The sequence below is a fragment of the Zhaonella formicivorans genome (genome assembly GCF_004353525.1).
Lineage (GTDB): Bacteria > Bacillota > DUOV01 > DUOV01 > Zhaonellaceae > Zhaonella > Zhaonella formicivorans.
This window is the reverse complement of record NZ_CP085524.1, coordinates 2,375,825-2,396,861: the sequence shown is the minus strand read 5'-3', so window position 1 is coordinate 2,396,861 and position 21,037 is coordinate 2,375,825. Positions and strand designations below refer to the sequence as shown.

Here is a 21,037-nt window from a genome sequence, read left to right as displayed (position 1 = left end):
AGAGGGTATGACAGACAAGACAGGTGTTTATAACGTGCAAGAAGAATTGAAAATTGATAAAAACTCAGTGATACCTATCTATTATCAGTTAGCTAGACTGCTGGAAGGGCAGATCCGGCGGGGTGAATTAAAACCGGGTGAGGCGCTGCCTACCGAGATGGAACTTGCTGCCCGTTACCAGATCAGCCGCATGACGGTCCGCAAGGCTATTGCGGAGCTGGTGGCGGCAGGAATGGTATATGCCCAACAGGGCAAAGGCACTTTTGTGGCTGTTCCAAAACTGGATAATATAGTTTTTGAGCTGAATAATTTCAGTGAAGAAATTAAACAAAGAGGTTTGCGATTTAACACTACGCTGTTAGAAGCAAGGATAGTAAGGGCTGATGAACAGTTAAAAGAAAAGTTTCAAATAAATGACGACAATGCCAGGTTCCTGTTTTTTCGTATCGTCCTTTCCGCAGAAGATGAACCCTTGGCGTATGAAAGGAAATATACAATATATACTAAGAGTAAGCCTATTCTGGAATCAGAACTGCAGGACCCCACTTTGCCTGGTTTGGTTACTGCTCACAGCGATTATTTGCCCGTCAGTTCCAAGAAAGTCTTACAAGTTTCCGTTTCTACCGACGAAGAGGCCTCCATCTTGGGGATTGCACAGGGTTCCCCGGTTTTTGTAATAGAACAAACTATATATGACCCCGAGCTCAAGCCGGTGGGGTGGGGCAAGTCCGTTTATCGCGGAGACCGTTATAAGCTGACGGCGTATGACGGGTGGTATCGAAAAGAATGAACAATATCTGGAGGGCTTTGATGGAAGACGAGTTGCTAACGGCCATGGCGGACCTTGATGAAGATAAAACACTCTGTTTAGTCGAAAAACAACTCCAGGCAGGTCTTACTCCTTTGGAAATTGTTGATACCTGCAGGAGAGGTGTGGAAATAGTCGGGAAAAGGTATAGTGAGGGACAGTATTTTCTATCCGACCTGATTATGTCGGAAGAAATTTTTAAAGGCGTTATGCGCATTGTAGAACCCCATATTCCTGTTAACGTCCCTCAAAACGGCTTTTCTATTGTGATGGGTACCATTGAAGGGGATATTCACGATCTTGGCAAGAACATTGTGATTTACCTTCTCCGCTCCCGCGGCTTTCATGTTCACGACCTGGGTGTTGATGTACCGCCGGAGAAATTTGTACAAGCGGTAAATGAAACCGGTGCCTCAATTCTGGGGATCAGTGTTTTGCTGTCTTTTTGCGTAGGCTCCGTAAAAAAAGTGGTTGATCTTTTACAAGAAGCCGGCTTACGGGATAAAGTCAAAGTAGTGGTAGGGGGATACCCGGTTAATCAACTGGTCAAAGAATATACCGGCGTGGATTATTACGCCAACGATGTGACACAGGCGCTGGAAATCTATGAAAAAATCTTAAAAGAAAAATGTTCCTGTTGAAAATGGATAAGGTAAAAACGTGAAGCATTTCATTGCATGGTGTGGCATAAATTGTCACGCTGTATTTTTTGTCTACGTTGCATGTGTGGCCGATAAAATAGTTACGCTTTAGAATGGAGTTTAATTGGTCAGTTTTTATTTCCACGTTGCTTCCGTAAACTCTAGCAATTTCCAGACATTGACTGCGAACGGTGTTCCTGGTAGAATTAGGTTAATCGCGGGGAGGCTTTGTTATGACTAAAAAGCTTGAGTTAGACGAAAAACTACAAAATCTGCCGGCATTTTTCTCGGAAATACCTGCCGTTTTAGCAGTTTTTTTATTTGGTTCCTATGGTACAGAGAAACAAACCGTTTTAAGCGATATAGATTTTGCTGTCTTTTTTAACAAAAACATTGGTTTGTCTGAAGAAATGGCTATTTTGGCTAAACTATCAGCTTTCCTTGGAACTGACAGGGTTGATCTGGTCAACCTAAACAAAGCTCCTCTCAGTATTCAGTTCAGAGCTATTGTAGAAGGTAAGATTATTTATGAAAAAGACTACATCGCCACATGTGATTATATTGAAAAAGTAATAGGGCAGTACCAAGACTACGCCATTGACCTGCACTGCTTTTACGAAGAATACGATCAGGCTGTTAAGGAGGCGTACACCGATGGTTGATAAGGAAAAAATCCGCAGTAAAATACAGCTCATTGAACAAAATCTCACAAAATTAAAGGAGCTTGGAAAATACAGCTTGGAAGAGTTTACCGGAGATTTTCGTAACGTGGAAGCGGCTAAGCATTTGTTACAGGTCAATGTGGAAGCGATGATTGATATAGCAAATCATATTATTGCCAGAAACAGGTGGAGGACGCCGGAAACAAGTGTTGAATCTTTCAGGATACTCGAACGAAACGGTTACTTTACCTCCAGAGAGTTGAACATTCTGAATCAGATGGTCAAGTTCCGGAACAGAGTGGTTCATTTGTACCACACTGTTGACGACAATGAAATTTATAAGATTCTTCAGGAACACTTGGACGATTTTAGCGTGTTTGTTAAAGCAATTGTAACAAAGGTATTTTAGAAAAAGTTGCTTCCTCTTAGCCACTTGATGGGTTATTGACCCGTCAAGTGGCCGGCTCATCTAATAGCCTGCGTTCCTGTCTCGCTGAAAATTAGGTAAACACATGAAGAATTTAATTGCATGGCGTGACATAATTGTCACGCTGTTTTTTGTCGTGCTACGCGTGTCCGGCCAGTAGACAATGGTTACCGATGGCGAGTTCAACAAAGCATTGTTCCGGAAACGCTGTTTTGCTAGAATTAAGTCGTTAGGAGCATGCAATATGCGGGTGATATGATGTTAAAAGACAAAATTAGCAAAGAGCAAGTTCAGGAGCTGGCCGGAGAAGCGGCTTTTGTACTAACTTATCAGACAATTAGGCGTGGGTTAGACTACTATCGAAATGGACAAGTATATAACGTGGTAGTTACCCCCGATAAGGTGCAGGCCACCGTCCAGGGAAAGTACCGCTATCTGGTAAATATAAATTTGCAAGATTTCAGCTTAAGCCGGTGTAGTTGCCCGGTAGGGGTGCGGTGCGAGCATGTGGCCGCCGCATTTTTATATTTGTACGCTGTTTATGGTTGGCCCGGCGAATTTGTCAACAATGTTGACGAAATTGCCAAAAGCAAAAAACAACGGCTAAAAACTGCCAAAGCTGCAAAAAAGGAAACAGTACCGGAGGAAAAAGGTACCTTTGCAGACTGGGAAATGTACTACGAGGCACAATTTAGCAAGTGCGCCGGTCCTTTTGAAAATCTCTCCTCTTATTATTTCAGCACAGAGCAACTGCAATGCCGGGACTTTTTTGCCAAGGTTGAAAGGGCTTGCCGCAAATGGGGTAGTCCCGCAAAACACTACTTCTTATTTCACGCTGTTCTGTTTGCCATGCGGCAGCTGGACATGCATCCTAGAAAAAGGGAATATTATTACAACTATATAGGAATAGGAAATTGGCGGGACTATTACACAACCCTGTTATGTGAAACAGCGGCAGCGTTTAGCGCTGAAATGGACAAGCAGGAAGACGCATTGTATTTTAGCAAAACAATTTCCGATTTAAGGGAAAGACTGTGTGAGGATAATAACTCCTTTTTTGATTGGGCCTGGACTTACCGGAGGCTGTGGACAATTTTTGCCAGGCACCGGGATTGGGTTACGGTGGAAGTGTTCAAGCTGGAGGAAATTCTAAACCGGAAAAATTTAACCACAGAGGTTAGGTGCAACGTGGCAACGGGACTGGCCCACTTTGCTTTTTTGGCAGGGGATGATGCAAAGGCCTGTGCAATTATGAACAAGGACAATGGCTTTAATATTTATTTTGCTGCTCCATACCTAAAAAACTTGTACGAGGCTAAGGCCTGGGAAAGGCTGGCAGAATGGCTGCGCCATCTCACCCCTGGCATTGATCGCACTTCCTATCTTGAACTGCAAGCCCTCTGCGGCTACTGGCTGCAAATAGCCGGGGATCCCTCTTGCCAGGAAGAGGCTTTGGCTGCTTTGCAGTCCATCTTGCCGGAGAGCGTTGGTTTTTATAGAGAAGCGCTCCTGGTGTCAGGCAGATATAAAACCTGGGTTAACTTCCATATTTTTCAGCAAAGCTACGAGGAAATTGAGCCCGAGGAAGTACGCCGGGTGGAAGCAGCCGATGTATCGCTCCTTCTTCCCCTTTATCACCAGTATGTGGCCAATTTGATTGAGCGGCGCAATCGCCAGTCTTACCGCTCAGCAGTGCCTCTTTTGAGAAAATTGCGCAACTATTATAAAAAATTGAAGCGCACAGAGGAATGGGAACGCTATATGGCAAGTTTGACCAGCCGGTACAGCAGGCTGCGTGCCTTGCAAGAAGAACTGCGTAAAGGGAAATTGGCATGAAGGGTAAACCTAAGCTTAAAGTGTTTTGCCGGTGGGAGCCATCCCAGGGCTTTTTGCTCTGGAGCAAGCCAGCAAGCTGGAATAATCTGAACTTAAAACTAAATCTCTTTGCCTGGCACAGTCCCTCCTTTTACGGGACTTTTCTTCCCGAAACAGTTTACGAAGGTAAAAAGGCCATCCAATTATCCCCTGTTACGGCCTTGGATTTTTTTGCCCACTTGCCGGAGCCGGAGTTTTTCTCGGTAGAGTGGAGCAAAGAAATACAGCTCTTGGCGCAAATCGCCCCTGTGTTTAAGGAACTGCTGGTCAGTGGCAGTTGGCTGCCGGACTACGATAAGTGGCAAAAGGGCAAAACCGGATGGAAATTGGTTTATCCGCAAGGGATGGAAAAGAGAGGCGCACCTTCTTACCTGGAGGAATGGCTTGATGCAATCATTCCTGAATTAATCGGGCAAAACCAGGAGTTGGCTATGGCCTGGCAAGCCCTTATGGATACTTATCCTTTGCTTCGCTTGGAAAACCATGGGGTAGAAAATCTATTGAGCGAGGAAGACTGGTTAGAGGCTATAGGCTGGAAACAGGATCATACTCCTTTTATCACCTGCCTACAGCTGCGGGAGCCTGAAGGCAGTTCCTCCTGGAGCCTAAATATTGTTTTGCAGGATAAGGAAAACCCCCATCTACTTGTTCCATACGAGCAAAATCAACCGACATCGAAAGATAATTACCCTGAACACTGGCGGTCCTACCTTGATCAGCCGGAAAAACAGATCCAAAAATGGACTCGGCTTTTACCCTGGTTAAAGGACCAGTCCGTTGAAAGCGGCATCATCCGGGAACTTACAGAAGAGCAGGCCTGGGAGTTTTTAAACAGCGGCAGCATGCAGTTAGCCGAAGCCGGTTTTACCGTTTTTTTACCCGCCTGGTGGGAACAAGTGCGCAAGGAGAGGCCCAAACTTAAGGCGAAAACCAAATCATCGGTGGGTTCTTTGCAGAATTCCCTGTTTGGGTTGGAGCAAATAGTCCAGTTTGACTGGAAACTGGCCATCGGCGATTTGGAGCTGTCGGTGGAGGAGTTCAACCGTCTGGCAGAAGAGAAAAGGCGTCTAATGCAAATCAAGGGCCGGTGGATTCAGCTTGACCCCCTCCTCCTGCAGCAGATTAAAAAAACCCTAAAAGCAAAAAGAAATGGGATGTCTTTAGGGGAGGTTTTGCGACTGCATTTGTTGGCCGGTGACGGGGGACAGGAGGATTCAGCAGGGCCTAGCGAATCCATGGAGCATCCGTTCCCCGTGGAGGTAGAGTTAAACTCCCAACTGGGAGGGATGATCAGTCAATTGACTGAGATTTCCCGCCTGCCACTGTTAGGACCGCCGCAAGCTTTTCAAGGGGTGCTGCGGGGCTACCAGCGGGTTGGTTATTCCTGGCTGATGTTTTTGCGCCGGTTCGGCCTAGGCGGTTGTCTGGCCGATGACATGGGTTTAGGAAAAACCATTCAACTGATAGCTTACTTGTTAGGCTGCAAAGAAGAGGGACAGGACGCAAATCCTTTTTTGCTCATCTGCCCTACTTCAGTAATCGGCAACTGGCAGATGGAGCTGAAGCGGTTTGCCCCGGGGCTCAAGGTTTATTTGCATTACGGTCCCCAGCGTGTTAAAGGGGAAGATTTCGCTCCTGCGGTGCTGGGCAAGGATTTGGTAATTACCTCTTATACACTGGCCCATCATGACAGGGAAGAACTGACTTCCCTGGATTGGGGCTGTATCTGCCTGGATGAAGCCCAAAATATCAAAAATGCTTATACCAAACAGGCTGTTGCTATCCGCAGCCTGCGCGGCAACCACAGGATAGCGCTGACCGGGACTCCTATGGAAAACCGCTTAACTGAGTTATGGTCTATTATGGACTTTCTGAATCCTGGTTACCTTGGCAGCTTAACAGCATTTACCCGTAAATTTGTGAACGTTATTGAAAAAAGCAAAGATGCACAAGCTGTATCCAGGGTTAAGCGGTTAGTACAGCCTTTTCTCCTGCGCAGGGTGAAAACGGATCCGGCCATCGAACTTGATCTGCCGGAGAAGGAGGAGTTCAAAGAATACGTTACTTTGACAGCGGAACAGGCTTCTTTATACGAAAATATCATTGCCGATATGTTTGAGCGGCTCACCCATGCCGAAGGTATGGAAAAACGGGGGATCATCCTGGCTGCCTTAACAAAATTGAAGCAGGTCTGTGACCATCCCAACCTGATCTTAAAGGAAAATAGGGGGGCTTTAGGCCGCGGGCGTTCAGCCAAAGTTGCCCGGTTAGTGGAGATGGTTGAGGAACTTCGGGCGGAAGGGGACCGGTGCTTGATTTTTACTCAGTTTGCCGAAATGGGCCATCTTTTGCAGGAGATACTGCAAAAAGAACTTAAGGAGCCGGTGCAGTTTCTCCACGGCGGCACTCCCAAAGGCAAGCGTGACGCCATGATTGCCCGCTTTCAAGACCGGACGCTTTCGGGAGAAGAAGCTTGTGCTGTCTTCATTCTCTCTCTGAAAGCAGGAGGCACCGGCCTAAATTTAACTGCTGCCAATCACGTTTTCCATTTCGACCGCTGGTGGAACCCTGCGGTGGAGAACCAGGCAACGGACCGAGTTTACCGTATCGGACAAAACAGGCATGTGTTGGTTCATAAATTCATTACCTTAGGTACCTTGGAAGAGCGCATCGATGAATTGATTGAACAAAAACAAGGCTTAAATGAACTGATTGTGGGCGTCGGCGAAAATTGGATTACGGAACTTTCTACCGCTGAGCTGCGGGAAATCTTTGCCCTGCGTAAAGAATGGGTTAGTGTGGACTGAAGGGGTGAACAATGATGTCCAAAAAAGTTGAGAAGAGGAAAAAACGTCTGCTGAAAAAGAGGCGCAGGGAAGCGCAGGAACGTGCAAAGGTTGGTGCAATGCCGGAATGCGAATCGGAGGGCCTTGTTTTTAAAGATTTGTCTCCTGCCTGGCACGACTTTTACCGGCTGGTCGCGAAAGAAATAGCCGGCTGGAAATAAACAGGTCTATTTCATTTGTGATTGAGGCAGCTAACAACTGCCTCTTTTTGATCTGTCAGGAAGGAAAACAAAAGTATAACGCCTTTATTTTATTTAAGCCTTTAGCCCTTGATCGATAATTATCATATCAGGCATGAATTTTGTTAACATATTCTGCTGGATATACTTAATTCTTAATAAAAATCCAAGCCCTTTTTTATCTATCTTTAATAAAGGATGGAGCCTCAGAGGAGCGAATTATTTCTGCAGATACCCATGCTTATCGTCAGCACCATCAGCACTGTCGGCTTAAAGCCGCATCCTTAGTCCTTGGCAGCGGCTACGCCGAGTCATTAGTAATTATGAAGCCAACGGCTAATTGCTGATGGCTGATAGCTGATAGCTGAAAGCTGAAAGCTGAACACTAATCCGGATCCAAACAGGAGGTGCTTTTTTTGCGGGCAAAATCAATAACCAGAGTGGATGTTTTGGCCAAGGTGACCGGTCGGGCTAAATACTCTGATGACCTGAAATTTGAGCGGATGCTGCATGTAAAAGTGGTCAGAAGTCCCCATCCCCACGCCAGAATTCTAGGCATAAACAGCCAAAAAGCGATGGAAATTCCGGGTGTCGTGGCAGTCTATACGGCCAAAGATATTCCGGGCATACCCGGACAGCCCAAGGAGCGACCGGTACTTGCCCCGGAGGTTGTACGTTATGCCGGTGACGGAGTTGCCCTGGTGGCCGCCGAGACCGAGCAGGCTGCCATAGCGGGAGCGGCAGCGGTAGAAGTTCTTTACCAGGAGCTGCCGGCTGTCTTTGACCCGGAGGAAGCGCTGCAGCCCGGCGCCCCGGTTTTGCACGCCGATTCCAACCTCGTCTGTCACCATAAAGTGCGTAAGGGCGATGTGAAGCAGGGCTTCCGGGAAGCAGATATTGTGTTAGAACGGGAGTTAAGTACCCACCGGGTGCAGCATGTGGCTATCGAACCGGAAGCTGCAGTTGCCCTGCCGACCCTGGAAGGGGTTACCGTCTATTGCCCTTCCAAAAGCCCCTTTAATGTGCGACGGGTTGTGGCTGAGACATTGGGCATAACCCAGAGCCAGGTGAGGCTCATCCAGCCTGCCATTGGAGGTTCTTTTGGCGGCAAGGACTACGATATGTCGGTAATGGCTTCCAGGGCTGCTTTAGCCGCCAAGCTTTCCGGCCGTCCCTGCAAAATGGTCTACAGCAGGGAAGAATCAATTATTGAGGGAACAAAGCGGCAGCCCTATAAAATGAAATATAAGGTCGGTGCCAAAAAGGACGGCAGGCTTACGGCCATGGAAATCACTATTATCGGGGATGCGGGCGCATACCTGTCCAAGTCGGCCATGATCGCCTGGCGTTCGGCGGTGGAGGCAGCAGGTCCCTATGTGGTGCCCCATGTCAAGACCGATGTGATTTGTGCGTATACAAACAATGTTTATTCCGATGCGCTGCGCGGGTTTGGCTCGCCCCAGGTTGACTTTGCCTCGGAAACAGTCATGGACGTTTTAGCCGATGAGCTTGGGCTTGATCCTTTGGAATTAAGGCGGCTCAACGGCCTGAAAAGTGGTTCTGTTTCTGCTACCGGCCAGGTGATGGAGGCTGTAAGCCTGCATGAGTGCCTGGATAAGTTGGAAGAAGCTTTGGATTGGAAAAAGCGCCGGGTGGAAATAAAAGAGGAGAATAAGGGAACCGGCAAAGTGAAAGGCTTAGGTCTAGCCTGCATCCACCGCGGAGAATCCCTGGGAGCAGGCGGAGAAGGGATAGATACAGCCGGCGTAACCGTGCAAGTGCAGCGGGATGGCAGCGTGACACTTTATTCCGGTTTGAGTGAAGTAGGTCAAGGAGGCCATACCATGCTGGCCAGGGTGGTCAGCGAAATCCTCGGGATTAACCCCCAAAGGATAGTGGTAAGCCCGGTGGATACTGCCTACGTTCCGGACAGCGGGCCCACAGTTGCTTCCAGGGGAACGGTTTTGGCGGGCAATGCAGCCCGTCTGGCCGCGGAAGAAGTCAAAGGAAAGCTGGCGGGCATTGCGGCAAAAGCCCTAGGGGTTGAGCCGGAGGAACTGACTTTTGCTGATGAAAAGGTTTTTGTGAGGAATGATCCCGCTAAAATGCTGCCTTACGAAAAAGTTGTAGCCCTCTGCTATGCCAAGTCGCAAAATGCTTACGGGCACGGCTGGTGGAGCGCGCCCGAGTTATGGTGGGACCATGATAAGGGCTGCGGAAAACCATATTTCTCCTACACTTATGGGGCCTGCGGCGCAGAAGTTGAAATTGACCTGGCCACGGGCAAAGTAGACGTGCTAAAGTTTGTAGCTGTCCATGACGTAGGCAATGCCATGAACAGGGAGGAAGTTAAAGGACAGATTGGCGGCGGGGTTGCCATGGGAATTGGCTTTGCTCTGATGGAAGATGTCAAGCTCCGTCAAGGTGTCATTGAAAACACAAACCTTGACGAGTATCTGATCCCCACTTCCCTGGATATTCACGACATTGTGCCGGTGATTGTGGAGCATCCCGGGCTGCATGGCCCTTTGGGGGCCAGGGGCCTGGGAGAACCGGCCACTTCCATCGTTGCCCCTGCCATCTTAAATGCCATTGCCCATGCCTTAGGCCGGAGGATTTATCACTTGCCGGCAGATTTGGAAAAAGTGATGGCTGAAATAGGGCAAAGGAAAAACGACGGTTTTGGAAAGGGGGCAGAGTAATGGTACTTACTTTTTTACAACCTGCCACAATTGCTGAAGCCTGCTTTCTGCTAGCAAAACATGGGCAACAAGCTAAAATCTTGGCAGGGGGAACGGACCTGCTGGTGGATATGAGGAACGGGCACATTAAGCCGCAGGTGCTCATCGATCTGACCAGGGTGCAGGAGCTCGGGGAGATCGCGGAAAGCGAAGGGGCGATTAGCATTGGCTCAACCGTTACATTTGCAGACTTGGCTCTCTCCAAGCTGATTCAAACCAAGCTTCCGGTGCTGGCCCAGGCAGCAAAAGTTGTAGGTTCGCCCCAGATCCGCAACAGGGGGACGATAGGCGGAAATATTGCCAACGCCAGCCCCGCCGCCGATGTTGTCCCCGTGCTTGTAGCTCTAGAAGGGGTGGCTGTAGTGGCAAAAGCGGGCGGAGTTAAGGAAGTTCCTTTGGAGGAGCTGATCACGGGCCCGTACCGGACGGCATTGGCTTGCGACGAACTTATTTCCGGTGTCAAGGTGAAGGTCCCCCAGCCGGGAACCGGTATGTCCTTTGCAAAAGTAGGCAGACGCAACTCCCTGGCCATTTCCCGTTTAAACGGGGTTTGCCTGCTGAAAAGTGAAGGCCGAATTATCCGCCGGGTCCGTCTGGTGCTGGGGTCGGCCACTCCAACTCCGGCTAGGTTTAAAAAGGTGGAAGAATATTTGGTAGGCGAAAATGCTTCCGCTGAAGTGTTTCGGGAAGCAGGAAAAATAGCCGCTGAATATGTGCAACAGGTTACGGGGCGCAGAGCATCCAGCGCCTATAAACTGCCGGTGGTGGAGAATTTGACGACAAGGCTCTTGCAGGAAGCCTGGGAGAAAGGTGGTTCCGTTAATGAGTGAGGTTTCAATCAAGTTTACAGTTAACGGCACAGAGGTAGAGTTAAACGCACCTGTTGAGATGACCCTTTTGGACCTGCTGCGGGAAAAATTAGACTTAACGGGGACCAAAAGAGGATGCGGCATTGGGGAATGCGGGGCCTGCACTGTCATTCTAAATGGCAAGGCAGTCAATTCATGTTTGGTGCTGGCTCCCCAGGTTAACGGCGGACAAGTTTTGACTGTGGAAGGGTTAGCGCAAGATGGCCTCGACAAGTTGCAGCAGGCTTTTATTGACAACCATGCCATTCAATGCGGTTTCTGTACTCCCGGCATGTTGATGAGTGCCAAGGCACTTTTAATGGTTAACCCCAACCCGACCAGAGAGGAAATAAGGGAAGCCATCTCCGGCAACCTTTGCAGGTGTACAGGCTATATCTCCATTGTCAAGGCGATTGAAGCCGCTGCGGGAAAATAGGGATCACATTGCTATGTGCCCAAGAGTTTCCGGATCTTTAAGGCTGCCTGCAGGTTAAAACGGTCTTCCGCTGAGCTTAGATCAACGTTGAGGATCTCTTCAATCTGAGCCAGCCTGTATTTCACAGTGTTATAGTGCACGAAAAGTTTTTGTGCCGTTAAGGAGTTATTGCCGTTAAGCTCCAAAAACATTTCCAAAGTCGGGACCAGTTCGGCGCCGTATTGCCCATCATGTAAGACCAGGGGCTCCAGGAAGTCCTTGTAAAAAGTTTCCAGCTCATCGTGCTGTGTCTGGTTGGCAATAATCCTGTAGAAACCTATGTCGCTGTAGTGAAAGATTTTTTTCTCCGGCCAGACGGTGGAACCTATATCAAGGGCTTTTCTGGCTTCCAGCATGCAGGTATGCAAATCGTCGAGCTGCTGGTAAAAGCGGCTTATGCCCAGAGCAAAGCCGGTTTGTGGGAAAATTTTTTCCAGAGTTTTTTTCAATGCTGCCGCCAGCTGCAGGGCCGCTTCCTTTGCTGCCGGAAGCCGTTTCCCGGCTTGGATAATGCCGATTAACTCATTGCTGGAATTGCTGATTACCAGGTCCGAGCCCGTAACGTCTGCAAAGATCTTTTTAGGGTCTTGCCGGGAATTGCCGGGCGTTATTTCTTTGCCGGTGTTGGCCACAAGGAACACTGCCTTCTCGTTGGCTTTGTCGATCTGAAGGTAATCGGCGGTTTGCCGGATCCGTTCCTTTTCCGCCTGAAAGTCGCCAAAGAGCAGCCGCTTGACCAAGTCGTTTTTCAGCTTTACTTCCACATCCTCCCCTGGTGCGACGTGGCCCCCGGACTGGGAGATTTTGTCGTACAGCCTGGCCATGATGTCGGACAGAGAGCCTTCTTTGATGCTAAACAATGGAAAAGACAGTTCATTAGCAGTTGCCGGCACTGCAGCCGGCAACTCCATAATATACCTTTTTAATTTGATCCCAAGGGCAGCTGCGTTTTTTTCATGCAGGGAACGGATTAAAACAGCCAGTTCCTCGGGATTTTCTTTAAAGATATATCCGGTTGTTAAAAGCACTTCACCTGCCTTAACCCAGTTAACCACATCAGGGGTTTCAATTAAGGTAACACCCGTAATAACATTGTTTAAGCCTGTTTCCCCGGCCAGCATTTCTACGGATGACGGCCCAAACAGCTGCAGAGCGTCTCCGACAGTTAATAGGTTCATTATAAGCCCTACCTTTTAAAACGATTATACTCCATTCCTATAAGTTCGATTATACCATTTCCATCTGACACTATAAAAGCTCCGCCTGTACGACTTTAAGGCAGGCGCTTCTATTTTTATTGGCAAATTAAGTTAATTTAATACCCGTGTCACTACCGGTCCGTTTGGAATAGTATAGAGTAGAAGTGAGGAAAGGAGGGCTTATAGATGGCGGACGGGAAATGCGGCAGCTGGTTTGGCAACAGCTGGGCCTTCGCAGTATTTTTAATCCTTGTGCTTTTAATCTTTTCCGGCGGCTGGGGCGGCGTATGCTAATTTTAAGCCGGTGAGTGCCTGAATGGGACACTACTTAAAGGCCTTCTCCTTTTGGGGGAAGGCCTTTTCAGCGGAAAAATGCCATAATGTAATTTTAGCCCGGAAGTGTCAACTGCAACCGGCAGGGAATAGTATATAGCAGACCAAGCAATTCTCTCCGGTGGCTTTGTTTGGTAAAGCTCAAAAGCCGTTGCCCAAAAACTAGACTCCTTTGGGGGACTTCCATTTGGAAGTTCCCTTTTACATAGACGCATCTTTAATGTGAAAAATTAAAGCAAAACAAAATGTCAAAATCAAAGTTGAAGGCTGCAGCCAGCGAAAAATTAACTGGTTGATAAAAATATTACCTAGGGTGTCACAACCGCCCGACAAGGAATAGTATATATTAAGTCAAATTGAAAGGAGGTTTATATATGGGTTTCGGACTTGGCGGCGGTATTGGTCCCGGTTGCGGCTGGTTTGGTAATTCTTGGGCCTTTGCTATCTTCTTAATCTTGATTCTTTTGATTTTCTCTAACGGAGCACTTTGGTAAAAGAGTAAAAGCCGTTACTGACTAAGTGGTTTCCTTTCGGGGATCTTCTTTCGGGGAGTTCCCCCTACATAACAATAAACATGCCTGTGGTATTCAAGAAAGAATAATAATCGGACAGGCGAAAATAAGGAGGCGCTGGAAAGCGCCTTTTGCTTTTACTCAAACAAACCCGGATCCTGCACCGCTTAAAACTAGTTTCTCAGTTTAACATCACCTGCTTGACGTAAAATATTTTACGCCCTATAATAGTTAAATGATTTAACTGTTTATGGATTTAACTTAGGAGGAAGGCATGGAACAAACAGGCGCTCTTGACATAGTCGCGGAACAGCTTTTCGAAATTGCTGGGGTTTTGCATCGGGATATATTTAAAAGGAAGGATGGACACGGTGAGTTTGAGAAAGCCGGTCAGGCTGCAGTGCTGTTTGCCCTGGAAAAAGAGGGGAAAAAACAAATGTCCGAATTAGGCAGGTTGCTATGTGTATCCAAACCTAACATCACCTTTTTAGTTAACCGCCTGGCTGAAGAAGGTTTGATTGCAAGATGTGAAGATGAATCAGACCGGCGGGTGATCAAGGTGGAGATAACGGCCAAAGGCAAGGAATATATTGAAAATAAAAAGCAGCAGCTGCTGGAAAGAATTAAAATGCGGATTGCCGGTTTGGAGGAGTCCGATTTAGCAGAGTTGCATGCTTCCTTGGCTAAAATCTTGGCTATTTTTGGAAAAATAAAAAAGGAGTCATAGCTATGAAAAATACGGATCATGCAAAACAGCTGGGGGAAGAAAAAACTTACAAGCTGCTTTTTAAATTTTCCATGCCGGCAATTGTGGGTATGCTGGTAAATGCCTTATACAACGTGGTGGACAGGATTTTTATCGGGAATGGCGTTGGTTCTTTGGGCATAGCCGGCATTACCGTCAGTTTTCCTTTCATGATTATCCTGATGGCTTTTGGTATGCTGGTGGGCATTGGGTCCACTTCCTTGATTTCCATCAAACTGGGTGAAGGGAAAAGGGCGGAAGCTGAAGCAGTACTGGGAAACGGAATGGTGCTTTTAATCGGCATCTCACTTTGCCTGTCTGCCCTGGGGTTGCTTTTTCTGGATCCAGTAATGCATCTCCTGGGAGCAAGCGCTTCGGTCTTGCCTTACGCAAAGGAATACATGAGTATAATCCTGTGGGGAGCGGTTTTCCAGGCAGTTGGTTTTGGGATGAATAATTTTATCCGGGCCGAAGGAAACCCCCGAATTGCCATGCTGACCATGCTGATTGGCGCTGTGCTGAATACAATTTTAGACCCGCTGTTTATTTTTGTCTTTGGCTGGGGTATCCGTGGTGCGGCTCTGGCAACTATTTTGTCCCAGGCAGTATCGGCTGCATGGGTGCTGCAATATTTCCTCGGCGGGCGGAGCCTGCTGAAAATTCGGCGTAAAAATTTGCAGCTCAAGGTTGCTACGGTGGGAAAAATTTTAGCCATTGGTTCCGCCCCATTTGCCATGCAGTTGGCTGCCAGCGTAGTGACTACAATCCTGAATAACAGTTTAAGCATTTACGGCGGGGATTTGGCTATTTCTGCCATGGGCATCGTGAACAGCATTGCGATGCTGATCTTAATGCCTATCTTTGGCATTAACCAAGGCGCCCAGCCCATTATCGGCTACAATTACGGGGCACAAAAATTTGACCGCGTGAAGCATACCGTAATATTGGCTATGGCGGTTGCAACATGTATTGTTTGCATGGGTTTTATCTTGGTGATGTTAATTCCACAGCAGCTCATTGCCTTCTTTAACCGGGAGGACCAGGAGTTAATTCGGCTTGGAGCCCATGCGCTGCAAGTATTTCTAATTCTCCTGCCTATCATCGGCTTTCAGATTGTGGGAGCCAACTATTTTCAGGCTGTGGGCAAGCCAAAGCACGCTATGTTTTTAAGCCTGTCCCGGCAGGTGATTGTTTTAATTCCGGCAGTCTTAGTTTTGCCGAGGTTTTTTCAGTTTGACGGGATTCTAATGGCCGGTCCGGTCTCTGATTTAGTTTCCTCTATTCTTACCGGAATATTTGTGTATAAAGAATTGAACAGCTTGGACAAAAAGCAGCGGCAAAGATATGAACTGCAGATGCAGGCAGAATAATGTAATTTAGCAATTTATCCTAGCCTTCACCATCGGGAATGAAGGCTATTGTTTTGTCTCTCCACTGCTGATTGCATGAATAGCTTTAAAGGAGCAAAGCAAATGCTTAGGAAATAAATTTTGGCAACCCGCTCCCGAAGCAGAGCTCTCCGGGGGCGGGTTTTATTACAGCTTCTGGGGCGGGGGGCTTTGCTTGGCCCAGTCATAAGGAGTCTCCTGATAGACATAGTAGTTAAGCCAGTTGGAAAACAGCAAGTTGGCATGGGCTCTCCAGCGGGCCAATGGGTACTGGGACGGGTCATCATTGGGAAAATAATTTTTAGGAATGGCAATGTCAATTCCCTTGTTGATGTCCCGATCGTATTCATACTTCAATGTCAAGGGGTCATATTCCGAATGGCCCGTAACGAATATTTGTTTTCCGTTTTTGGCGCTGACAATATAGATACCGGATTCCTCCGATTCGGAAAGGATTTCCAGAGCATCCACTTTTTCAATATCCTCCCGCCGGACCTCGGTGTAACGGGAGTGGGGTACATAAAACACGTCATCGAAACCCCGCAGCAGTTTGACATTCTTTTTGGTTACGGTATGGGGAAAAACGCCAAATACTTTTTTGTTCAGCATATATTTAGGAATGCCGTAATGATGGTGCAGCCCGGCCTGAGCTGCCCAGCATATATGCAGGGTGGACGTTACATTGTCCCATGTCCAGTCTAAAATTTGCTGCAGTTCTTTCCAGTAGTCGACTTCAGAAAAATCCAGATGCTCAACAGGGGCTCCGGTAATAATCATGCCGTCAAATTTTTCATTTTTAATATCGTCAAAAGTCTTATAGAACATCTGCAGATGTTCAGGTGATGTATTCTTGCAAGTATGGGATTTAGGGTGCAACAATACAAATTCCACCTGCAAAGGAGTGTTGGCCAGCAGGCGCAAAAGCTGGGTTTCCGTCGTTTCTTTAGTGGGCATTAAGTTTAAAATGGCAATTTGAAGCGGACGAATATCCTGGTGAAAGGCGATGCTTTCATCCATAATGAAGATATTCTCGTTATTTAAAATCTCTTTGGCAGGAAGATTGTCAGGAATTTTGATCGGCATTTTGGGTCACTCCTCCGTAAAATCTTTATATGCAATAAAAAAACCTTTCTCGCTGAGAAAGGTTTTAGAAATGCTAAGACCTCTCTCATCTCTCGGAAGTTTGCTTCCGCAAGAATTAGCACCGTGCATGCCTTTTGACAAAGCTGCCGGTTGCCGGGTTTCATAGGGCCAGTCCCTCCACCTACTCTTGATAAGAGCACTTATTGATATTCAGTTTACAGTATGATTTTTTGCTATTATTGTAACCAAATACTGATAAATTAAGAATAATATAAACAAAATTTTAGATGCAGTCAAGAACTTCTTACTTTTTTTCCGCCAAACCGCATTCCGGGGTATAGCAGGAGTCGTCAACAAAGGAACATTTTGAATTGCAGTAAGGACAGGTTTCCGGCGGAGCATCGGCTGTAAGCCTATATCCGCAGTTAGAGCATTTAAAGTTCAAATTAACTACCTCCCAGCTAATATTATTAATAATTTTACCTGAACTGCCGGAGGTTGTAAAATAGAAAAGAGCAAAAACCAGCCCCCTGGGGTGGTTTTTTGCTCCCGGTCCTATGCTGTTTGCTTTGCCCCTAATCCTCCTTTTCTTCTTCCTCTAAATCCTCCTTAGTTGCTGCATAAAGAAGAGCAAAGCGGTCGGCATGCTCCATTTCATCGGTCATAATTTCAAACATCAGGTCCCGCACCGCCCTGGTCAGGGCGTTGAGGTACATGCCGCGGTAGAGTTCGGCAGCTTCCAGCTCATCTTCAAAAGCTTCGATTAAACCTTTCCGGTAGTCGGGTATGACTGCAGGGGGAGGTATTGGCACCTCCGGCGACATGCCTGTCAGCTGGCGGTAAAGTTCCGAAAACTGCCTATAGTGCTTGCGTTCGTCCTCCAAAGCATGGCGAATATTTCGTCTGGCCAAATCATCGGGGGCCATCCTGAGTAAACTAGTATAAAAGGCAATTGCTTCCGCTTCGCCGTGGAGACCTCTTTCCAAATCCATCATAAATTGCTGCCGGTTTTTAAATTGACGGGGCCGCTCAGGACCAGGGTAATGGCTGTTCCACTGGTTATAAGGCGGTTCCCAACCATAATAGGACATGCGAGATTCACCCCTTCTCTTTTCGGACCATCGTCCGACTGATAATACCTGTTATATCTTATGAATTGGAAGGCACTGGTGTTACTGGCAAAGCATTGCTTTCACCGGTCGCCATAATTATAATAAAAACAAAATTCTTTAGGAGTGACTTTTTTATGCAGGACTTTAGCAAAGCCGATTTTACTTTGCTGGCGGGTAGGCTGACTTTATTCAGGAGGATATTAAATGACGAAGCAGTCCAGGCAATGCTGGACTTAACCCGGCAAAGCGCTGAAAACGACAAATTGACCGCCTACAGCAGGCTATTTTTCACTTTGGCTTTGGCGGCAGAGCAGGATGAACACTTTCTGGCCGATGGCTGGAAAAACCATTTGCTAAATTTAATACTGTGGGATGAAAACCCTTTCAGCAGGCAGGCCGGGGGCTGGGCAAGGAAGATCAGCTCCGGGGTGAAAAATGCCGCTTTACACGATTTGCAGTGTTTACACCGCCTTTACCATTGGAAATTTCCCGGCAGGGAGGGCTTGGGATTAGAAGTCCCCGGCTGGGAAGCTCTGCTGGGCCCCGCTCTGCCAAAACGCCGGGCCGTATGCCTTGACTTCAGGCAAAAATTTGAACGGCCAAAGCTTTCTCCAGAAGATTTGAACCAGTGTTTGGAGCTGCTTAGTGCTCATTATGCCAGGGAAGGCATAGGGATTTTTGGCAGGTACCGGGTTCTGCGCTGGGATGGGGAACAAAAGCAGCTGATCGGTGTAAGTGCTCCGGACCCCATCGGGCTTTCTGACTTAATCGGTTATGAGCGGGAAAGGGCCCAGGTGCTGGAGAATACGGAGATTTTTTTGGCGGGCTTACCGGCCAACAATGTGCTGCTATATGGTGACCGCGGGACAGGAAAGTCGTCCACGGTCAAAGCACTGGTGAATTCTTGCGGCAGCCGGGGTTTAAGGCTTTTGGAGGTGACAAAACAGGATCTGGCGGACCTGCCGCTTATTTTACGGCACATCAAGGATTATGCCCTTTATTTTATCCTGTTTATTGACGACCTGTCCTTTGAGGACTACGAGGTGGAGTATAAGGCGCTGAAAGCTGTGCTGGAGGGGGGAGTGGAAGTCAGGCCGAAAAATGTGTTGATCTATGCCACATCCAACCGCCGCAACCTGGTTCGGGAAAGTTTTAAAGAACGGCAGCAGGATGAAGTACATCCTGCAGATACCATGCAGGAAAAACTTTCTTTAGGCGACCGCTTTGGCTTAACGGTGACTTTCATTGCTCCTGACCAAAAGCAATATTTAAAAATTGTGGAGGGCTTAGCCCAAAAGAGGGGCCTAAGTGTTAGTCTGCCTGAATTACAGCGGCAAGCAATCCAGTGGGAACTGCGGCACAGCGGACGTTCCGGCAGGGTGGCCAGGCAGTTTGTAGACTATCTGGAAGGGAAGCTGAGGGGCGAAACTATTAAAACCGGAGAAGGGCAGCATTAATTTAACTTTATAAAACAAAAGAGGAGTTTGGCAATTTATGCCGAATAGTATATGCACTGGTTAAATAGTGTCTTGTTTTGTTAGAAAAAGGCAAACTTGCCGAAAGGCAAGGGCGCAAAGCTGCGGGTCTAAAGACAGAGTCTATGACAGCCGGGCCGCCGAATGCATCCATCCGGGGTTCGGTTTTTTGTTTGTGGTGAGGGAGAACGGATGCAATGTATAAAGTTAAAGGGAGGACAAAAACAGACCGGAGATGCAATTGCCCGTCATGCAAAAGGCAGGTGCTCATCCATTGTGCCAGGGAAGTGCAGTATTCAGTTTACAGCTGTCCCAAATGCGGCTATGTGGAAAAATTATATAATCCGCTTCTTTACGCGGATGCCGGCTTAAGAGCTTAAACCTCCAGACCACGAGTTCCGGCTGTGGTGCTGGGGGTTTTTATTTCAGTTTGTCTTCGGCAATCAGGCAGACAACCAATGTCCAGGCGGGGACGTAGGTGGCCCAGATAAAGTTGGACAGCCAGGGCACGAACCGCCCCGCAAATGCCGGGTTGAAAACGGCATGGGCAACCCCCAGATCGCTGATTAACATCAAAAGCCCTGCCAGCGCAATGCAGTAGGAAGCTCTTGGGAGGAAATAACCCCTGAATACAGTGCATAATGCAGTCCAGGCCAGATAACACAGCACCAGGCCAAAAAAGGCTGCCCCGGGAAGCAGCGTCCAGCCAATATGGGGGTAAAGTTTGAGAAAAGAAGGAGTATAAATAGTCGTTACCACCAGCGCTGCCAGTATTTCATTTCTGTTTTGCCTGATTTTTTTTTGCCATGCATAAATCAATGTCAAATAAGCCAGCAGGAAAAACAATGTGCCTGCCACTTCCCTGTTGACATTAAGTTCAGGCATAGTCCTGGAAAATACAAAGAAAAAGTCGGCTGCCGCCACGAAAAAAACAGCTGTTGTCATCAGTATCTGTTCAGGGTATTTTTTCCTGAGGGCGAAAGCAGTTAAAAAAAGGCTGACCGTGGTGGTGTATTTGACGTAGTATACGGCATTAGAGCAAGGGTAGATATTATCCAGGATTAAAATCAGGACTGTAAGGGGTAAGAATGTTGACAGCACGCGCCGCTGCACGTTGTTCATTTTTTGTGCCCTCCCCTTGGGGGAAAACAGTCTAAGTTATATTACTCTTAACCGCGCAATAGTTGGCGCCTCACGGGGGAGAGGGCCAATCCCTGGTACTCTATATGCCTTCAAGGCTTAATTTAGAATCGGGAACTTGAGTTAAACTGTTTTTGATTAAATAACGCAGAAACTAGAAAAAAATGTTTATTTCATAAATTGAAATAATAACTTTGCCGGAGAAAACCAATAATAAAAAAGAGATGGGAGGTGAACAAATGGCAATCAGGACCAGAGGTTTGATCACCAGCGGGGACAAAAAATATAAGAAACTTGGATCCACTACCAAAGCCGCCGATTTTGAGGCCGGCACAGAACTATCAATTGAAAGGCAGCTTCCCGAATACGCCAGAAGCAATATGCGCACTGAAAGGACTGTGTACACAAGCCCAAGGCCGGAATCATTTGAGCTTTACCCTGGTGAGTAGTGTTTCCGTGAATGCTTTGTTAATCAGTGAACTGAAGAAAGACCTTCCTGCCGGAAGGTCTTTCTTTAGCTCACTAACTTTCCCTATTTCTGGAATTCG

The 21,037-nt window shown here is 47.4% G+C and carries 20 protein-coding genes and 2 riboswitches; of the genes, 15 read left to right on the top strand and 5 right to left on the bottom strand.

Annotated elements, in window-relative coordinates:
• The first annotated feature begins 34 nt into the window (after nucleotides 1-34).
• The 10 genes from EYS13_RS11680 to EYS13_RS11635 all read left to right on the top strand — a co-directional run bounded on the left by EYS13_RS11680 (nucleotide 35) and on the right by EYS13_RS11635 (nucleotide 11,463).
• A complete protein-coding gene (locus EYS13_RS11680) occupies nucleotides 35-790 on the top strand; it encodes a GntR family transcriptional regulator (protein WP_423055345.1) in 756 nt (251 codons plus the stop codon).
• A gap of 20 nt (nucleotides 791-810) precedes the next feature.
• On the top strand, nucleotides 811-1,449 hold the full coding sequence (locus EYS13_RS11675; protein ID WP_423055276.1) for a cobalamin B12-binding domain-containing protein: 639 nt from the start codon (nucleotides 811-813) through the stop codon (nucleotides 1,447-1,449).
• Between the two features lie 233 nt (nucleotides 1,450-1,682).
• Complete coding sequence (mntA, locus tag EYS13_RS11670) at nucleotides 1,683-2,111, top strand: type VII toxin-antitoxin system MntA family adenylyltransferase antitoxin (RefSeq protein ID WP_227762725.1); 429 nt, start codon at nucleotides 1,683-1,685, stop codon at nucleotides 2,109-2,111.
• Entirely contained in the window at nucleotides 2,104-2,520 is a 417-nt protein-coding gene (gene hepT, locus EYS13_RS11665; protein WP_227762723.1) for a type VII toxin-antitoxin system HepT family RNase toxin, read from the top strand. The genes mntA and hepT overlap by 8 nt, the downstream gene beginning before the upstream one ends.
• A gap of 255 nt (nucleotides 2,521-2,775) precedes the next feature.
• On the top strand, nucleotides 2,776-4,374 hold the full coding sequence (locus EYS13_RS11660; protein WP_227762721.1) for an SWIM zinc finger family protein: 1,599 nt from the start codon (nucleotides 2,776-2,778) through the stop codon (nucleotides 4,372-4,374).
• Complete coding sequence (locus EYS13_RS11655) at nucleotides 4,371-7,220, top strand: DEAD/DEAH box helicase (protein ID WP_227762719.1); 2,850 nt, start codon at nucleotides 4,371-4,373, stop codon at nucleotides 7,218-7,220. The genes EYS13_RS11660 and EYS13_RS11655 overlap by 4 nt, the downstream gene beginning before the upstream one ends.
• An 11-nt stretch (nucleotides 7,221-7,231) precedes the next feature.
• Nucleotides 7,232-7,420, top strand: coding sequence for a hypothetical protein (locus EYS13_RS11650; protein WP_227762718.1), 189 nt, complete (start codon nucleotides 7,232-7,234; stop codon nucleotides 7,418-7,420).
• Between the two features lie 434 nt (nucleotides 7,421-7,854).
• Nucleotides 7,855-10,140 carry a xanthine dehydrogenase family protein molybdopterin-binding subunit gene (locus tag EYS13_RS11645; protein ID WP_227762717.1) on the top strand — a complete coding sequence of 762 codons (2,286 nt, stop codon included), beginning with the start codon at nucleotides 7,855-7,857 and terminating at the stop codon, nucleotides 10,138-10,140.
• Nucleotides 10,140-11,009 (top strand): FAD binding domain-containing protein, encoded by an 870-nt coding sequence (locus EYS13_RS11640; protein ID WP_227762715.1) that lies wholly within the window; start codon nucleotides 10,140-10,142, stop codon nucleotides 11,007-11,009. The genes EYS13_RS11645 and EYS13_RS11640 overlap by 1 nt, the downstream gene beginning before the upstream one ends.
• Nucleotides 11,002-11,463: a (2Fe-2S)-binding protein gene (locus EYS13_RS11635; protein ID WP_227762714.1), complete on the top strand. Its 462-nt coding sequence runs from the start codon at nucleotides 11,002-11,004 to the stop codon at nucleotides 11,461-11,463. Before EYS13_RS11640 ends, EYS13_RS11635 begins: the two co-directional genes overlap by 8 nt.
• 11 nt (nucleotides 11,464-11,474) lie before the next feature.
• Here EYS13_RS11635 and EYS13_RS11630 read toward each other — a convergent pair whose 3' ends face one another.
• The gene (locus EYS13_RS11630) at nucleotides 11,475-12,680 is read right to left on the bottom strand and encodes a PucR family transcriptional regulator (protein ID WP_227762712.1); all 1,206 of its coding nucleotides are present in this window, start codon (nucleotides 12,678-12,680) and stop codon (nucleotides 11,475-11,477) included.
• Between the two features lie 1,140 nt (nucleotides 12,681-13,820).
• On the opposite strand from EYS13_RS11630, the gene EYS13_RS11625 reads away from it, so the two are divergent.
• On the top strand, nucleotides 13,821-14,273 hold the full coding sequence (locus EYS13_RS11625) for a MarR family winged helix-turn-helix transcriptional regulator (RefSeq protein ID WP_227762710.1): 453 nt from the start codon (nucleotides 13,821-13,823) through the stop codon (nucleotides 14,271-14,273).
• Between the two features lie 2 nt (nucleotides 14,274-14,275).
• A complete protein-coding gene (locus EYS13_RS11620) occupies nucleotides 14,276-15,661 on the top strand; it encodes an MATE family efflux transporter (RefSeq protein WP_227762707.1) in 1,386 nt (461 codons plus the stop codon).
• Nucleotides 15,662-15,826: 165 nt separating this feature from the next.
• Here EYS13_RS11620 and metA read toward each other — a convergent pair whose 3' ends face one another.
• From metA to EYS13_RS11610, 3 genes are all read right to left on the bottom strand, one after another.
• Nucleotides 15,827-16,762 (bottom strand): homoserine O-acetyltransferase MetA, encoded by a 936-nt coding sequence (gene metA / locus EYS13_RS11615; protein WP_227762706.1) that lies wholly within the window; start codon nucleotides 16,760-16,762, stop codon nucleotides 15,827-15,829.
• Nucleotides 16,763-16,844: 82 nt separating this feature from the next.
• Nucleotides 16,845-16,959, bottom strand: a riboswitch (SAM riboswitch).
• A 107-nt stretch (nucleotides 16,960-17,066) separates the two neighbouring features.
• Complete coding sequence (locus tag EYS13_RS16580) at nucleotides 17,067-17,207, bottom strand: rubredoxin-like domain-containing protein (RefSeq protein WP_423055275.1); 141 nt, start codon at nucleotides 17,205-17,207, stop codon at nucleotides 17,067-17,069.
• A 130-nt stretch (nucleotides 17,208-17,337) separates the two neighbouring features.
• Nucleotides 17,338-17,853 carry a ferritin-like domain-containing protein gene (locus EYS13_RS11610; protein ID WP_227762705.1) on the bottom strand — a complete coding sequence of 172 codons (516 nt, stop codon included), beginning with the start codon at nucleotides 17,851-17,853 and terminating at the stop codon, nucleotides 17,338-17,340.
• Between the two features lie 155 nt (nucleotides 17,854-18,008).
• Between EYS13_RS11610 and EYS13_RS11605 the strand changes: the two genes are divergently transcribed.
• Together EYS13_RS11605 and EYS13_RS11600 are read left to right on the top strand one after the other, a co-directional pair.
• A complete protein-coding gene (locus EYS13_RS11605) occupies nucleotides 18,009-19,331 on the top strand; it encodes an ATP-binding protein (RefSeq protein WP_227762703.1) in 1,323 nt (440 codons plus the stop codon).
• 79 nt (nucleotides 19,332-19,410) lie between these two features.
• A riboswitch (cyclic di-GMP riboswitch) is annotated at nucleotides 19,411-19,494 on the top strand.
• Nucleotides 19,495-19,546: 52 nt separating this feature from the next.
• Nucleotides 19,547-19,729: a CpXC domain-containing protein gene (locus EYS13_RS11600; RefSeq protein WP_227762701.1), complete on the top strand. Its 183-nt coding sequence runs from the start codon at nucleotides 19,547-19,549 to the stop codon at nucleotides 19,727-19,729.
• A gap of 40 nt (nucleotides 19,730-19,769) precedes the next feature.
• On the opposite strand, the gene EYS13_RS11595 is transcribed toward EYS13_RS11600, so the two are convergent.
• On the bottom strand, nucleotides 19,770-20,471 hold the full coding sequence (locus EYS13_RS11595; protein WP_227762699.1) for a lysoplasmalogenase family protein: 702 nt from the start codon (nucleotides 20,469-20,471) through the stop codon (nucleotides 19,770-19,772).
• A gap of 257 nt (nucleotides 20,472-20,728) precedes the next feature.
• On the opposite strand from EYS13_RS11595, the gene EYS13_RS11590 reads away from it, so the two are divergent.
• Nucleotides 20,729-20,938 (top strand): hypothetical protein, encoded by a 210-nt coding sequence (locus EYS13_RS11590; protein ID WP_227762689.1) that lies wholly within the window; start codon nucleotides 20,729-20,731, stop codon nucleotides 20,936-20,938.
• The last annotated feature ends 99 nt before the right edge of the window (nucleotides 20,939-21,037 follow it).